This window comes from Streptomyces sp. NPDC092952, from assembly GCF_044754785.1.
Lineage (GTDB): Bacteria > Actinomycetota > Actinomycetes > Streptomycetales > Streptomycetaceae > Streptomyces.
In genome coordinates, this window is the sequence record NZ_JBIVPT010000005.1 from 470,606 (window position 1) to 485,709 (window position 15,104).

General features: G+C 70.9%; 14 protein-coding genes. 6 read left to right on the top strand and 8 right to left on the bottom strand.

From position 1 onward, the window contains the following. Positions 1-39: 39 nt before the first annotated feature. Genes pgl through tkt form a run of 5 tightly spaced genes read right to left on the bottom strand, consistent with a single transcriptional unit; the run spans position 40 to position 6,604 of the window. Positions 40-822 (bottom strand): 6-phosphogluconolactonase, encoded by a 783-nt coding sequence (gene pgl / locus ACIQGQ_RS16115; RefSeq protein WP_402395757.1) that lies wholly within the window; start codon positions 820-822, stop codon positions 40-42. Then, positions 819-1,829 carry a glucose-6-phosphate dehydrogenase assembly protein OpcA gene (gene opcA / locus ACIQGQ_RS16120; protein WP_402395759.1) on the bottom strand — a complete coding sequence of 337 codons (1,011 nt, stop codon included), beginning with the start codon at positions 1,827-1,829 and terminating at the stop codon, positions 819-821. Before opcA ends, pgl begins: the two co-directional genes overlap by 4 nt. Beyond that, positions 1,826-3,358: a glucose-6-phosphate dehydrogenase gene (zwf, locus tag ACIQGQ_RS16125; protein WP_366298782.1), complete on the bottom strand. Its 1,533-nt coding sequence runs from the start codon at positions 3,356-3,358 to the stop codon at positions 1,826-1,828. Before zwf ends, opcA begins: the two co-directional genes overlap by 4 nt. Positions 3,359-3,363: 5 nt before the next feature. Then, positions 3,364-4,482 carry a transaldolase gene (gene tal / locus ACIQGQ_RS16130; protein ID WP_402395763.1) on the bottom strand — a complete coding sequence of 373 codons (1,119 nt, stop codon included), beginning with the start codon at positions 4,480-4,482 and terminating at the stop codon, positions 3,364-3,366. 34 nt (positions 4,483-4,516) lie between these two features. After that, positions 4,517-6,604 carry a transketolase gene (gene tkt, locus ACIQGQ_RS16135; protein WP_402395766.1) on the bottom strand — a complete coding sequence of 696 codons (2,088 nt, stop codon included), beginning with the start codon at positions 6,602-6,604 and terminating at the stop codon, positions 4,517-4,519. A gap of 319 nt (positions 6,605-6,923) precedes the next feature. On the opposite strand from tkt, the gene ACIQGQ_RS16140 reads away from it, so the two are divergent. Both ACIQGQ_RS16140 and ACIQGQ_RS16145 read left to right on the top strand, forming a co-directional pair. Beyond that, on the top strand, positions 6,924-7,877 hold the full coding sequence (locus tag ACIQGQ_RS16140; RefSeq protein WP_352275043.1) for a heme o synthase: 954 nt from the start codon (positions 6,924-6,926) through the stop codon (positions 7,875-7,877). Between the two features lie 96 nt (positions 7,878-7,973). Further along, positions 7,974-8,330 (top strand): hypothetical protein, encoded by a 357-nt coding sequence (locus tag ACIQGQ_RS16145; protein WP_402395769.1) that lies wholly within the window; start codon positions 7,974-7,976, stop codon positions 8,328-8,330. A gap of 86 nt (positions 8,331-8,416) precedes the next feature. On the opposite strand, the gene ACIQGQ_RS16150 is transcribed toward ACIQGQ_RS16145, so the two are convergent. The 3 genes from ACIQGQ_RS16150 to ACIQGQ_RS16160 all read right to left on the bottom strand — a co-directional run bounded on the left by ACIQGQ_RS16150 (position 8,417) and on the right by ACIQGQ_RS16160 (position 11,197). Continuing rightward, positions 8,417-9,430, bottom strand: coding sequence for a heme A synthase (locus tag ACIQGQ_RS16150; protein WP_402395771.1), 1,014 nt, complete (start codon positions 9,428-9,430; stop codon positions 8,417-8,419). 76 nt (positions 9,431-9,506) lie between these two features. Next, positions 9,507-10,274 (bottom strand): ABC transporter permease, encoded by a 768-nt coding sequence (locus ACIQGQ_RS16155; protein WP_402395773.1) that lies wholly within the window; start codon positions 10,272-10,274, stop codon positions 9,507-9,509. Then, positions 10,271-11,197, bottom strand: coding sequence for an ABC transporter ATP-binding protein (locus ACIQGQ_RS16160; protein ID WP_402395776.1), 927 nt, complete (start codon positions 11,195-11,197; stop codon positions 10,271-10,273). The genes ACIQGQ_RS16155 and ACIQGQ_RS16160 overlap by 4 nt, the downstream gene beginning before the upstream one ends. Before the next feature lie 176 nt (positions 11,198-11,373). Here ACIQGQ_RS16160 and ACIQGQ_RS16165 point away from each other — a divergent pair, with 176 nt between their 5' ends. From ACIQGQ_RS16165 to ACIQGQ_RS16180, 4 genes are all read left to right on the top strand, one after another. Beyond that, a complete protein-coding gene (locus ACIQGQ_RS16165) occupies positions 11,374-12,114 on the top strand; it encodes a helix-turn-helix transcriptional regulator (RefSeq protein ID WP_402395779.1) in 741 nt (246 codons plus the stop codon). Continuing rightward, entirely contained in the window at positions 12,111-13,532 is a 1,422-nt protein-coding gene (sufB, locus tag ACIQGQ_RS16170) for a Fe-S cluster assembly protein SufB (RefSeq protein WP_366298799.1), read from the top strand. The genes ACIQGQ_RS16165 and sufB overlap by 4 nt, the downstream gene beginning before the upstream one ends. A gap of 67 nt (positions 13,533-13,599) precedes the next feature. Continuing rightward, positions 13,600-14,781: a Fe-S cluster assembly protein SufD gene (sufD, locus tag ACIQGQ_RS16175; protein WP_402395782.1), complete on the top strand. Its 1,182-nt coding sequence runs from the start codon at positions 13,600-13,602 to the stop codon at positions 14,779-14,781. Continuing rightward, positions 14,781-15,098 (top strand): bifunctional 3-phenylpropionate/cinnamic acid dioxygenase ferredoxin subunit, encoded by a 318-nt coding sequence (locus tag ACIQGQ_RS16180; RefSeq protein ID WP_402395785.1) that lies wholly within the window; start codon positions 14,781-14,783, stop codon positions 15,096-15,098. Before sufD ends, ACIQGQ_RS16180 begins: the two co-directional genes overlap by 1 nt. Positions 15,099-15,104 lie beyond the last annotated feature (6 nt).

Consider the following 15,104-nt stretch of genomic DNA (forward strand, 5'->3'; position numbering starts at 1 on the left):
GAGCGGACCGGGCCTGGTGCCAAGCGCGGTGACGGTGCGTCAGGGCGAGGCGGGCGGGTAGAGCGCGCGCGGCAGCCGGGAGGCCGCCGCCGCATCCAGCAGCCACAGGGTGCGGCTGCGCCCGTACGCACCGGCCGCCGGGGCCTGGATCTCCCCGGCACCCGAGAGCGCGATCTCCGCGGCCTCCGCCTTGTCCTCGCCCGCGGCCAGCAGCCACACCTCGCGCGCCGCCCGGATCGCGGGCAGCGTGAGCGAGACACGGGTGGGCGGCGGCTTGGGGGCACCGTGCACACCGACGACGGTGCGCTCGGTCTCCCGCACCGCGGGCAGCTCCGGGAAGAGCGACGCGACATGGGTGTCCGGGCCGACGCCCAGCATCAGCACGTCGAACGTCGGCACCGGGCCGTGGTCCTCGGGACCGGCCGCGGCGGCCAGCTCCTCGGCGTACGCGGCCGCCGCCGCGTCGGCGTCGTTGCCCCACGGGCCGTTCGAAGCGGGCATCGCGTGCACCCGGGCCGGGTCCAGCGCCACCGAGTCCAGCAGGGCCTCGCGGGCCTGCGTGACATTGCGCTCCGGATCGCCCTCCGGCAGGAAGCGCTCGTCGCCCCACCACAGGTCCAGCCGCGACCAGTCGACCGCGTCCCGGGCGGGCGCGGCGGCGAGCGCGGCCAGCAGGCCGTTGCCGTTGCGGCCGCCGGTGAGGACCACCGAGGCACGGCCGCGGGCGGCCTGGGCGTCCACGATCCGGGTGATCAGCCGGGCCGCGGCCGCCTGGGCCATCAGCTCCTTGTCGCGGTGCACGACGAGCTGCGGGGTGTTCACTTGGCCGCCGCCTTCTTGGCCGCGCTCTTCTTCGCGGGGGCCGGGGCGGCTGCCTCGGCCTCGGCCGGCTTCGGCTCCGTCCGCCCGCCGAGCTTGTCCACACCGAACTTGACCGTGGCCGCGTAGGTGTTGTCCGGGTCGAGCCGGCGCAGCTCCTCGGCGAGCAGCTCCGAGGTCTCCCGCCGCTTGAGCGCCACCGCGCGGTCCGGCTGGCCCTGCATGGAGAGCGTGGCCAGCGAGCCGTCGGGGCGGTCCAGGACGATGACGCCGTTCTTGGTCTCCATCCGTACGGCCGTCAGACCGGGACCGGCGGAGACGGTGCGCTCCACCGGCACCTGGAGCCGGTCGGCGAGCCACATGGCGAGCAGCTCGCAGCTCGGGTTCTCCGACTCGCCCTCGACCGTCGCCGAGACGACCTCGACCTGCTGCTGGTCGAGCGCGGCCGCCAGCATCGAACGCCACGGCGTGATGCGGGTCCAGGCCAGATCGGTGTCGCCCGGGCTGTACGCGTCGGCGCGGACCGCCAGCTCGTTGCCCGGGTGCTCCGCCGCGTACGCGTCGGTGATGCGGCGCTGGGCGAGCGCGCCCAGCGGGTCCTTCGCCGCGTCGGCGGGCGCGTCCTGCGGCCACCAGACCACGACCGGGGCGTCCGGCAGCAGCAGCGGCAGGACCACCGACTGGGCGTGGTCGACCAGCTCGCCGTGGAGGCGCAGGACGACCGTCTCGCCGGTGCCCGCGTCGGAACCGACCCGCACCTCGGCGTCGAGCCGGGCGTCCCGGCGGCTGCGCGCCGACCGGCTGACCCGCTTGATCACCGCGATGATCCGCGAGGGGTGCTCGCGCGAGGCGTCACCGGCCGACTTGAGCGCGTCGTACGCGTTCTCCTCGTCGGTGACGATGACCAGCGTGAGCACCATGCCGATGGCCGGGGTGCCGATGGCCCGGCGCGCCGCGACCAGCGCCTGGTTGATCTTGCTGGAAGTGGTCTCCGTGAGATCGATCTTCATGGCCGGCGCCAGCTCCGTCCGTCTCGTGCGAGCATCTCGTCGGCCTCGGCCGGACCCCAGGTGCCCGCCGGGTACTGGGCGGGCTTGCCGTGCTTGTCCCAGTACTCCTCGATCGGGTCGAGGATGTTCCAGGAGAGTTCGACCTCCTGGTGCCGGGGGAAGAGGTTGGCGTCGCCGAGCAGCACGTCGAGGATGAGCCGCTCGTACGCCTCCGGGCTGGACTCCGTGAAGGACTCGCCGTACGCGAAGTCCATCGTGACGTCCCGGACCTCCATCGAGGTGCCGGGCACCTTGGAGCCGAACCGCACGGTCACGCCCTCGTCCGGCTGGACCCGGATGACCAGGGCGTTGCCGCCCAGCTCCTCGGTGGCACCGGACTCGAACGGCAGGTACGGGGCCCGCTTGAAGACGACCGCGATCTCCGTGACCCGGCGGCCGAGCCGCTTTCCGGTACGGAGGTAGAACGGCACGCCCGCCCAGCGGCGGTTGTTGATCGTCAGCTTGATCGCGGCGTAGGTGTCGGTCTTCGACCTGGGGTCGATACCGTCCTCCTCCAGATAGCCGAGGACCTCCTCGCCGCCCTGCCAGGCGTGCGCGTACTGCGCGCGCACCGTGTGCTTGCCCAGGTCCTCCGGCAGCTCGACCGCCGTGAGCACCTTCAGCTTCTCGGCGACCAGGGCCTTCGGGTGGAAGGAGCCGGGCTCCTCCATCGCGGTCAGCGCCAGCAGCTGGAGCAGGTGGTTCTGGATGACGTCACGGGCGGCGCCGATCCCGTCGTAGTAGCCGGCCCGGCCGCCGATGCCGATGTCCTCGGCCATCGTGATCTGGACGTGGTCGACGTACGACCTGTTCCAGATCGGCTCGAACATCGTGTTGGCGAACCGCAGCGCCAGGATGTTCTGGACCGTCTCCTTGCCCAGGTAGTGGTCGATGCGGAAGACCTCGTTGGGCGGGAACACGTCGTGCACGATCCGGTTGAGCTCCTGCGCGCTCTTCAGGTCGTGGCCGAAGGGCTTCTCGATGACGGCACGCCGCCAGGAGCCCTCCTTCTGGTCGGCGAGTCCGTGCTTCTTGAGCTGCTGGACGACCTTGGGGAAGAACTTCGGCGGCACGGACAGGTAGAAGGCGAAGTTGCCTCCCGTGCCCTGCGCCTTGTCCAGCTCCTGGATCGTGGTCTTCAGCTGCTCGAAGGCCTCGTCGTCGTCGAAGTTGCCCTGGACGAAGCGCATCCCCTGGATGAGCTGCTGCCAGACCTCCTCGCGGAACGGCGTACGGGCGTGCTGCTTGACGGCGTCGTGGACCTCCTGCGCGAAGTCCTCGTCCTGCCACTCGCGGCGGGCGAACCCGATCAGCGAGAAGCCCGGCGGCAGCAGACCGCGGTTGGCCAGGTCGTACACGGCCGGCATCAGTTTCTTGCGGGACAGGTCGCCCGTGACACCGAAGATCACCAGACCCGACGGCCCCGCGATGCGCGGGAGCCGTCGGTCCTGGGGGTCACGAAGCGGATTGGCTCCGGGAACACCGGACAAGGTGGTCAGCCCTCCGAAGGGGCGAGGCGCTTGAGCTCCGCCTCGGTCGAGTTGAGCAGGTCGATCCAGGCGGCTTCGAACTTCTCGACGCCCTCGTCCTCCAGGAGCTGGACGACGTCGTCGTACGAGATGCCGAGCCTCGCCACGGCGTCGAGCTCGGCGCGGGACTGCTCGTAGCTGCCGGTGATGGTGTCCCCGGTGACCCGGCCGTGGTCGGCCGTGGCCTCCAGGGTGGCCTCGGGCATGGTGTTGACCGTGCCGGGGGCGACCAGGTCGACCACGTACAGGGTGTCCTTGTACGCGGGGTCCTTGACGCCGGTCGAGGCCCACAGCGGGCGCTGCTTGTTGGCGTGCGCCTTGTCGAGGGCGGCCCAGCGGTCCGAGGAGAAGACCTCCTCGTACGCCTGGTAGGCGAGCCGGGCGTTGGCGAGGGCCGCCTTGCCCTTGAGGGCCTTGGCCTCGTCGGTGCCGACGGCGTCGAGCCGCTTGTCGATCTCGGTGTCCACCCGGGACACGAAGAAGGAGGCCACCGAGTGGATCCGGGACAGGTCCAGGCCCGCGGCCTTCGCCTTCTCCAGGCCCGCCAGGTAGGCGTCCATGACCTCGCGGTAGCGCTCCAGCGAGAAGATCAGCGTGACGTTGACGCTGATGCCCCTGGCGATGACCTCGGTGATCGCCGGGAGACCGGCCTTCGTCGCCGGGATCTTGATGAGCGTGTTGGGCCGGTCCACCAGCCAGGCCAGCTGCTTGGCCTCGGCGACGGTGGCGGCGGTGTGGTGGGCCAGCCGGGGGTCGACCTCGATGGAGACCCGGCCGTCCTGGCCCTCCGTGGCCTCGAAGACCGGGTGCAGGATGTCGGCCGCGTCCCGGACGTCCGACGTGGTGATCATACGGATCGCCTCGTCGACGGTGACCTTGCGGGTGGCGAGGTCGGTGAGCTGCTGCTCGTACCCGTCACCGGAAGAGATCGCCTTCTGGAAGATCGACGGGTTGGTGGTGACGCCCACGACGTGCTGCTGGTCGATCAGCTCGGCGAGGTTGCCGGAGGTGATCCGCTTGCGCGACAGGTCATCGAGCCAGATCGCCACGCCCTCGTCGGAGAGGCGCTTGAGTGCGTCTGTCATGAGAAATGCATCTCCTACTAGTCGTATAACGGCGTCAGCGCGTGGCTGCCGCGAGAGATTCCCGCGCCGCGGCGGCGACGTGCTCGCCGGTGAAGCCGAACTCGCGGAAGAGGACCTTGGCGTCGGCCGAGGCGCCGAAGTGCTCCAGCGAGACGATCCGGCCCGCGTCGCCCACGTAGCGGTACCAGGTCAGGGCGATCCCGGCCTCCACCGCCACGCGCGCCTTCACGGACGGCGGCAGCACGCTGTCCTTGTACGCCTGGTCCTGCTCCTCGAACCACTCGACCGACGGCATCGAGACCACCCGGGTCGGGATGCCGGCCGCCTGGAGCTCCTCGCGGGCCTCGACGGCGAGCTGCACCTCGGAGCCCGTACCGATCAGCAGGACCTGCGGAGCGCCGCCCTCGGCCTCGAGGAGCACGTAACCGCCCTTGGCCGCGTCCTCGTTGACCGGGTACGTCGGCACGCCCTGGCGGGTCAGCGCCAGACCGTGCGGGGCGCCCTTGCCGAACACCTTGGTGTAGCGGCGCAGGATCTCCCGCCAGGCGATGGAGGTCTCGTTGGCGTCGGCCGGGCGGACGATGTTCAGCCCCGGGATGGCGCGCAGCGCGGCCAGGTGCTCCACCGGCTGGTGGGTCGGGCCGTCCTCGCCGAGACCGATCGAGTCGTGCGTCCACACGTACGTCACCGGCAGGTGCATCAGCGCGGACAGCCGCACCGCGTTGCGCATGTAGTCGGAGAACACCAGGAAGGTGCCGCCGTAGATGCGGGTGTTGCCGTGCAGCGCGATGCCGTTCATGGCCGCGGCCATGGCGTGCTCGCGGATGCCGAAGTGGATCGTGCGCCCGTACGGGTCCGCGCCCGGCAGCGGGTTGTCCGCCGGGAGGAACGACGACGTCTTGTCGATCGTGGTGTTGTTCGAGCCCGCGAGGTCGGCGGAGCCGCCCCACAGCTCGGGGACGATCGGGCCGAGCGCCTGGAGCACCTTGCCCGAGGCGGCCCGGGTCGCGACGCCCTTGCCCGGCTCGAAGACCGGGAGCGCGTCCTCCCAGCCCGCGGGCAGCTCGCCGGCGGAGATCCGGTCGAACGCGGCGGCGCGCTCCGGATCGGCGGTGCGCCAGGCGGCGAAGCCCTTCTCCCACTCGGCCCGCGCCTCGCGGCCGCGGTCCAGCGCCTCACGGGTGTGCGCGATGACCTCGTCGGCGACCTCGAAGGTCTTCTCCGGGTCGAAGCCGAGGACCCGCTTGGTGGCGGCGACCTCCTCGTCGCCCAGCGCCGAGCCGTGCGCGGCCTCGGTGTTCTGGGCGCTCGGCGCGGGCCAGGCGATGATCGAGCGGGCCGCGATGAACGACGGGCGCTCCGTCTCGGCCTTGGCCGCCTGGAGCGCCGCGTACAGACCCGCCGGGTCCAGGTCGCCGCTGGGCAGCTGCTCGACGCGCTGGACGTGCCAGCCGTACGCCTCGTACCGCTTCAGGGTGTCCTCGGAGACCGCGGTCTCCGTGTCGCCCTCGATGGAGATGTGGTTGTCGTCCCAGAGCAGCACCAGGTTGCCGAGCTTCTGGTGGCCGGCCAGCGAGGACGCCTCCGCGGAGATGCCCTCCTGGAGGCAGCCGTCACCGGCGACGACCCAGATCATGTGGTCGAAGGGGGAGGTGCCGGGCGCCGCGTCCGGGTCGAAGAGGCCGCGCTCGTAGCGGGCGGCCATCGCCATGCCCACGGCGTTGGCGACGCCCTGGCCCAGCGGGCCGGTGGTGGTCTCGACGCCGGTGGTGTGGCCGTACTCGGGGTGGCCCGGGGTCTTCGAGCCCCAGGTGCGGAAGGCCTTGAGGTCGTCCAGCTCCAGGCCGTACCCGGCCAGGTAGAGCTGGATGTACAGGGTCAGGCTGCTGTGGCCCGCCGAGAGCACGAACCGGTCGCGCCCGGCCCAGTCGGCGTCGGCGGGGTCGTGCCGCATCACCTTCTGGAAGAGGGTGTACGCGGCGGGAGCCAGGCTCATGGCCGTGCCGGGGTGTCCGTTCCCGACCTTCTGTACGGCGTCCGCGGCGAGGACACGCACGGTGTCCACGGCCCGCTGGTCCAATTCGGTCCACTGGAGATCTGTGGTGATCGGCTTGGTGCTCACCCTGAGTCAGGGCTCCTCTCCACTGTCGTAAACCGGTGACTGAGACCGCACCGGGCGTTGTCGAGCCTACCCTCGCCGGAACGCGCCTTTTCCGCTGCTTTCCAGGGTGCGGGCGGCCCGGCGAGTTCGCCTCCCGGATGAGCACGGGCGGTCACTTACGAGCTGTCCGGGCAGGTCCCGCCGCCCACGCGCGGGCGGCGCCCCAACACGACCCACCCCCGCGAAGAACGGCGTGTCCCCAACGTCTACAGTGGTCTGGTTCGCGCAAGTCTTTACCGGGCCCTCACGCCCGGAGCTTGCTGGGATTTCTCTGTCAGGGGTGTGCGTGACGGCCGTCGAGTCCCGACCCGCAGGGGTCGCCTTGACTCCCAGCCCAGGGGGCCATCGCCCGTTCGGGGCCCGTGTCAAGGCTTTCGTGGCGCTGACCAAGCCGCGGATCATCGAGCTGCTGCTGATCACCACCGTTCCGGTGATGTTCCTCGCCGCCCAGGGCGTGCCGAACCTCTGGCTCGTCCTCGCCACCACCGTCGGCGGATATCTCTCGGCGGGCGGCGCCAACGCGCTGAACATGTACATCGACCGCGACATCGACGCGCTGATGGACCGCACCGCGCAGCGCCCGCTGGTCACCGGCATGGTCAGCCCGCGCGAGTGCCTGGCCTTCGGCATCTCCCTCGCGGTGATCTCGACGGTCTGGTTCGGCGTGCTGGTCAACTGGCTGTCGGCCTGGCTGTCGCTCGGCGCGCTCCTCTTCTACGTCGTGGTCTACACGATGCTGCTGAAGCGCCGGACCGCGCAGAACATCGTCTGGGGCGGCATCGCGGGCTGCATGCCGGTCCTCATCGGCTGGTCCGCCGTGACCAACTCGATGTCCTGGGCCGCCGTGATCCTCTTCGCCGTCATCTTCTTCTGGACGCCGCCGCACTACTGGCCGCTCTCCATGAAGGTGAAGGAGGACTACGCCCGGGTCGGCGTCCCGATGCTGCCGGTGATCGCCTCCAACAGGGTGGTGGCCCGCCAGATCGTCATCTACAGCTGGGTGATGGTGGCCGTCTCCCTGCTGCTCACCCCGCTGGGCTACACCGGCTGGTTCTACACCGCGGTGGCGCTGGCGACCGGCGGCTTCTGGCTCTGGGAGGCGCACGGCCTGCAGAACCGCGCCAAGGCCGGGGTGACCGGGGCCAAGCTCAAGGAGATGCGGCTGTTCCACTGGTCCATCACCTACGTCTCGCTGCTCTTCGTCGCCGTGGCGGTCGACCCCTTCCTCAGGTAGTCCCGCTCCCGGTCTCCGCCGATGGGCGGGGTACGTGGCCCAGCCCACGTACCCCGCCCATCGCGCGTTCCCCTACCCGTCGGTAGCATCCTGAGCATGGCTGAGACGGCTAACACCCAGGTGGAGAGCGGCAAGCAGGCGGCCCGCGCGGAGCGCAGGGCGTCGAAGCTCGCCAAGGAGATCGGTGCCTTCGCCGAGGCGCACGGCGGAGCGGAGGGACAGCTCGCCTACCTCGGGCAGATGGGCGCCCGCATCGTGCTCGTGGGCGAGGACGGCGGCTGGGGCGACCTGGTCGCCCCCTCGTACGCGATCGCCGAGAGCGCCACGCGGAAGGCCGGGATCACGATGCACGAGTCCTTCGACGGGGACTTCGCGGCGAAGGTCCGCACCGGCCCGTACGAGTGGACGCGGATGGCCGGCATCCAGGTCGGCGGCCCCGCCAACCCCGCCTGACGCCCGCCCCGCGCGACGAGAAGAGCCGGACGGTTCCCGAGAGGGAAACCGTCCGGCTCTCCGCGTCGTGAAGGGGGCCGTACGGGTCAGCCGGCCGCCGCGGGCTCCGGCCGCCCGGCCGCCGGTCCGGGCACCGCCACGGGGGCCGTGGGACGCTCGCGCAGCGACAGGAGCACCCGCACGACCGCGATCCACACCAGGCACGAGCCCAGCATGTGCAGGCCGACCAGGATCTCCGGCGTGTCGGTGAAGTACTGCACGTACCCGATCAGGCCCTGCGCCATCAGGACGAGGAAGAGGTCGCGGGCCCGGTGCCGGGGCCCGACGGGCGCGTCGACTGCCTTCAGGACGAACCAGAGCGCCACGGTCAGCGCCACCACGGCCCAGGCCAGGTCGGCGTGGAGCTGGGCGATCATCTTCCAGTCGATCGGGATGCGGTGCACGTCGCTGGAGTCGCCCGCGTGGCGCCCCGCGCCCGTCACGACCGTACCGACCGCGACCAGCAGCCCCGAGACGCCCGCGAGCAGCCAGGCCAGCTGGGAGACCGCCTTGCCGACCAGCGGCCGGGGGGCCTCGTCGCCCTCGCCGACCCGCTGCCAGGTCACCATCGCGACGGTGATCAGCGCCGTGGAGAGCAGGAAGTGCGCGGCGACGGTGTACGGGTTCAGCCCGACCAGCACCACGATGCCGCCGAGCACCGCGTTGCCCATGACCACCCAGAACTGGAGCCAGCCGAGCCGGGTCAGGGAGCGGCGCCAGGGCTTGGCCGAGCGGGCGGCGACGATCGCCCACCCGACGGCCGCGCAGAGCACGTAGGTCAGCATCCGGTTGCCGAACTCGATGACGCCGTGGAAGCCCATCTCGCTCGTGGCCGTCAGGCTCTCGTCGGTGCACTTGGGCCAGGTGGGGCAGCCGAGGCCGGAACCGGTCAGCCGCACCGCGCCTCCGGTCACGACGATGATCACGGCCATGACGACGGCCGACATGGCCGCGCGCCGGACCGTACGGGGGGACGGCGTCCACCGCTCGGCGATGTACTGGAGGGGATTCCGTACGGCTTGAGCGACTTCGGCTCGGGTCAGCTTGGGCACGCGCACCATCGTAGGCGGAGGCTTGTGCAAGCTTTCACGAGGGGGACGAGTTACCCCGAACCGTCGACGTACCGCGGTCGGGCCCTCACTCCCAGCGGAAGAACCGCGCCGCCGCGCCCAGCCCCAGCACCGACCACACCGCCAGCACACCGAGGTCGCCCCAGGGCATCGACGCCCCGTGCTGGAGCACCTCGCGCAGCCCGTCCGAGAGGGCCGTGATCGGCAGCAGGCCGAGCACCGACTGCACCGCGTCCGGGAACTTGTCCAGCGGCACGATCACCCCACCGCCCACCAGAAGCAGCAGGAAGACCAGATTGGCCGCGGCGAGCGTCGCCTCCGCCCGGAGCGTCCCGGCCATCAGGAGCCCGAGCCCGGAGAAGGCCGCCGTACCCAGCACCAGCAGCAGGAGGACGGCGAGGGGGTTGCCCTGAGGCGACCAGCCCAGCGCGAACGCGATCACCGTGAGGAGCACCACCTGGAGCACCTCGGTGACCAGCACCGCGAGCGTCTTCGCCGTCATCAGCCCCCAGCGGGGCAGCGGCGAGGCGCCCAGCCGCTTCAGCACCCCGTACCGGCGCTCGAACCCGGTGGCGATGGCCTGGCCGGTGAAGGCCGTGGACATCACGGCCAGGGCGAGGATGCCGGGGGCCAGGAAGTCGACCGCCTCGCCCGCGCCGGTGTCCACGATGTCGACCGCGCTGAACAGCACCAGCAGCAGCGTCGGGATGACCACCGTCAGCAGCAGCTGCTCGCCGTTGCGCAGCAGCATCCGGGTCTCCAGCGCGGTCTGCGCGGTGATCATGCGGCCGAGCGGAGCGGCACCCGGCCGCGGGGCGTACGTACCGGCGCTCATGCGCGCAGCTCCTTGCCGGTCAGTTCCAGGAAGACGTCCTCCAGGGTGTGCCGCTCGACGGAGATGCCCGAGGGCATCACTCCGTGCTGGGCGCACCAGGAGGTGACGGTGGCGAGCAGCTCCGGGCCGACGTCGCCGCTGATGCGGTACGTGCCCGGGGTGAGCTCGGCGGTCTCGGTGCCGTCGGGCAGCGCCTTCTGGAGCGAGCCGAGGTCGAGGCCGGGGCGGCCGGTGAACCGCAGGGTGTTCTCGGCGCCGCCGCGGCAGAGCGTCTCGGGGCTGCCCTGGGCGATGACCCGGCCCGCGTCGATGATCGCGACGTCGTCGGCCAGTTCCTCGGCCTCGTCCATGAAGTGCGTGGTGAGCACGGTGGACACCCCGTCGGCGCGCAGTTCGCGCACCAGCTCCCAGGTGGAGCGGCGGGCCTGGGGGTCGAGCCCGGCGGTCGGTTCGTCGAGGAAGACCAGCTCGGGGCGGCCGACGACGGCCATCGCCAGGGCGAGCCGCTGCTGCTGCCCGCCGGAGAGCCGCCGGTAGGCGGTGCGGCCGCAGCCGCCGAGGCCGAGGCGCTCGATCAGGGCGTCGACGTCCAGCGGGTGGGCGTGCAGCTTCGCCATGTGGCGGAGCATCTCGTCGGCGCGTGCCCCGGAGTAGACGCCGCCGGACTGGAGCATCACGCCGATCCGGGGGCGCAGCCGCGCGGCGTCGGCGACCGGGTCGAGGCCGAGGACCCGTACGGTCCCGGCGTCGGGGCGGCGGTAGCCCTCGCAGGTTTCGATGGTGGTGGTCTTGCCGGCGCCGTTGGGGCCGAGGACGGCGGTGACGGTGCCGGTGCGCACGCACAGGTCGAGGCCGTCCACCGCGGTCTTGGAGCCGTAGCGCTTCACCAGGCCGCGGAGCTCCACGACGGACTCGCTCTTCATGGCCGGTAAGTCTAAGCGCTGCCCTGCGGGCCCCCGAGGGCGAGCCGGACCCCCCGTCCCCCGCTCGCCGCAGGGGTCTCCGGGCCCTGATTAGGTAACCCTAAGTGATGAATGGCACCATAGATCGTTTCGGACCGTGGTTGTCAGGCGCCGATGAATTACGCAACAATGGCGTTGTGAAATACGTCGGCGAGGCTCCGCGGGAGGAACCCGCGACCGGTGAGCGCCCCACGCGCAACCGGGTCGCGCGGTCGATCCTGGACCATGGCCCGTCCACCGTCGCCGAGCTGGCCGAGCGCCTCGGGCTCACCCAGGCCGCGGTCCGCCGGCATCTCGACGCCCTGGTCTCCGACCGCGTCGTCGAACCCCGCGAGCAGCGGGTCTACGGGGCGCGGACCCGGGGCCGTCCGGCCAAGGCCTTCGCCCTCACCGACTGCGGGCGGGACGCCTTCGACCAGTCCTACGACGCGCTCGCGGCGGACGCCCTGCGCTGGATCGCCGAGACCTCCGGCGAGGAGGCGGTCGGCGCCTTCGCCCGCGCGAGGATCGCGGCCCAGGCCGGGGCGTACCGTGAGGCGGTCGAGGCCGCGAGCCCCGAGGACCGCACCGAAGCACTGGCCAGGGCGCTCTCCGCAGACGGGTACGCTGCTACGGCGCGTAGCGCGCCCGGTCCGCAACAGGGCGAGCAGCTGTGCCAGCACCACTGCCCGGTCGCCCACGTCGCCGAGCAGTACCCCCAGTTGTGCGAGGCGGAGACGGAGTTCTTCTCCAGCCTTCTCGGGACGCATGTGCAGCGTCTGGCCACCATCGCCCACGGCGACGGCGTGTGCACGACGTACATCCCGCGCAGCGGCCACCCCGCACCACAGACCACCCCATCAGCATCCGCAAGCAAGGCCGGGAGGAACCCCGCATGACGCTCCCCACGGAGACTGCCCACCCCGAACTCGAGGGCCTGGGTACGTACGAATTCGGCTGGGCCGACTCCGACGCGGCAGGCGCCGCCGCCAAGCGCGGGCTCTCCGAGGAGGTCGTCCGCGACATCTCGGCGAAGAAGAACGAGCCCGAGTGGATGCTGAAGCTGCGTCTCAAGGGCCTGAGGCTCTTCGACAAGAAGCCCATGCCGAACTGGGGCTCCGACCTCTCGGGCATCGACTTCGACAACATCAAGTACTTCGTGCGTTCCACGGAGAAGCAGGCGGAGTCCTGGGAGGACCTGCCCGAGGACATCAAGAACACCTACGACAAGCTCGGCATCCCGGAGGCGGAGAAGCAGCGCCTGGTCGCCGGTGTCGCCGCGCAGTACGAGTCGGAGGTCGTCTACCACCAGATCCGTGAGGACCTGGAGGAGCAGGGCGTCATCTTCCTCGACACGGACACGGCGCTGAAGGAGCACCCGGAGCTCTTCAAGGAGCACTTCGGCACCGTCATCCCGGTCGGCGACAACAAGTTCGCCTCGCTGAACACGGCCGTGTGGTCCGGCGGCTCGTTCATCTACGTGCCCAAGGGTGTCCACGTCGACATCCCGCTCCAGGCGTACTTCCGTATCAACACGGAGAACATGGGCCAGTTCGAGCGGACGCTGATCATCGTCGACGAGGACGCCTACGTCCACTACGTCGAGGGCTGCACCGCCCCGATCTACTCCTCCGACTCGCTGCACTCCGCGGTCGTCGAGATCATCGTGAAGAAGGGCGGCCGCTGCCGCTACACGACGATCCAGAACTGGTCGAACAACGTCTACAACCTGGTCACCAAGCGTGCCGTGGCCTATGAGGGCGCGACCATGGAGTGGGTCGACGGCAACATCGGCTCCAAGGTCACCATGAAGTACCCGGCCGTCTACCTGATGGGCGAGCACGCCAAGGGCGAGACCCTGTCGATCGCCTTCGCGGGCGAGGGCCAGCACCAGGACGCCGGCGCCAAGATGGTCCACATGGCGCCCAACACCTCCTCCAACATCGTCTCCAAGTCGGTGGCGCGAGGCGGCGGCCGCACCTCCTACCGCGGTCTGATCGAGATCGGCGAGGGCGCCCCGGGCGCCAAGTCCAACGTGCTCTGCGACGCGCTGCTGGTCGACACGATCTCGCGCTCCGACACCTACCCGTACGTCGACGTCCGCGAGGACGACGTCTCCATGGGCCACGAGGCGACCGTCTCCAAGGTCTCCGAGGACCAGCTCTTCTACCTGATGAGCCGCGGTCTGACGGAGTTCGAGGCGATGGCGATGATCGTGCGCGGCTTCGTCGAGCCGATCGCCAAGGAGCTGCCGATGGAGTACGCCCTCGAACTCAACCGGCTGATCGAGCTGCAGATGGAGGGTTCGGTCGGCTAGGCCCCGCCCGGCAGGCCCGCCCCCGAACCCCCTACTTTTGACAGAGAAAGCGAGCACGACGACAGCCATGGCTGAGGCTCAGAATCTTCCGACGGGTTCCACCACCGCCGGTTCCATCGCGGTGGCCGCCGAATCCACCGTAGCCACGCGCATGAGCGCGCCGCCGTCCTTCGACGTGACGGACTTCCCGGTCCCGCACGGCCGCGAGGAGGAGTGGCGGTTCACGCCCCTGGACCGGCTGCGCGGACTGCACGACGGCACCGCCACCGCCACCGACGGCGCCGTGAAGGTGGCGATCGAGGCCCCCGAGGGCGTCACCGTCGAGAGCGTCGGCCGCGACGACGCCCGGCTCGGGAGGGCCGGCACGCCGGTCGACCGGGTCGCCGCCCAGGCCTACTCCTCCTTCGACCGGGCGTCCGTCGTCACGGTCCCCAAGGAGGCCGTGCTCACCGAGCCGATCCGGATCGCCGTCCACGGCGAGGGCGGCACCGCCTTCGGCCACCAGGTCGTCGAGCTCGGCGCCTTCGCCGAGGCCGTCGTGGTCATCGACCACACCGGTGACGCGGTGCTGGCCGCCAACGTCGACTACGTCCTCGGCGACGGCGCCAAGCTCACCGTGGTCTCCGTCCAGGACTGGGACGAGAACGCGGTCCACGTCGGCCAGCACAACGCGCTGGTCGGCCGGGACGCCTCGTTCAAGTCGATCGTCGTCACCTTCGGCGGCGACCTCGTCCGGCTCCACCCCCGGGTCGCCTACGCCGGCACCGGCGGCAGCGCCGAGCTCTTCGGCCTGTACTTCACCGACAAGGGCCAGCACCAGGAGCACCGCCTCCTGGTCGACCACAACACCCCGCACTGCTCGTCCAACGCCGCCTACAAGGGCGCGCTCCAGGGCGACGACGCGCACGCCGTGTGGATCGGTGACGTCCTCATCCAGGCCGCGGCCGAGGGCACCGACACCTACGAGATGAACCGCAACCTCGTCCTCACCGACGGCGCCCGGGTCGACTCCGTGCCGAACCTGGAGATCGAGACCGGCGAGATCGTCGGCGCCGGCCACGCCTCCGCGACCGGCCGCTTCGACGACGAGCAGCTGTTCTACCTGATGGCCCGCGGCATCCCCGCCGAGGAGGCCCGTCGGCTCGTGGTGCGCGGCTTCTTCGCCGAGCTCGTCCAGCAGATCGGTCTGCCGGACGTCGAGGCCCGGCTGCTCGACAAGATCGAGGCCGAGCTGAGGGCGTCCGTCTGATGGCCTTCGTCAAAGTCTGCGCGCTGAGCGAGCTGGAGGACGACACCCCGAAGCGGGTGGAGCTCGACGGCGTCCCGGTGTCCCTCGTCCGTACCGAGGGCGAGGTGTACGCGATCAACGACATCTGCTCGCACGCGAACGTCTCCCTGTCGGAGGGAGAGGTCGAGGACTGCATGATCGAGTGCTGGCTGCACGGCTCCAGCTTCGACCTGCGCACCGGCAAGCCGTCCGGCCTTCCCGCGACGCGCCCCGTCCCCGTATACCCCGTCAAGATCGAAGGGGACGATGTGCTCGTCTCCGTCACCCAGGAGCCCTGAGTCACC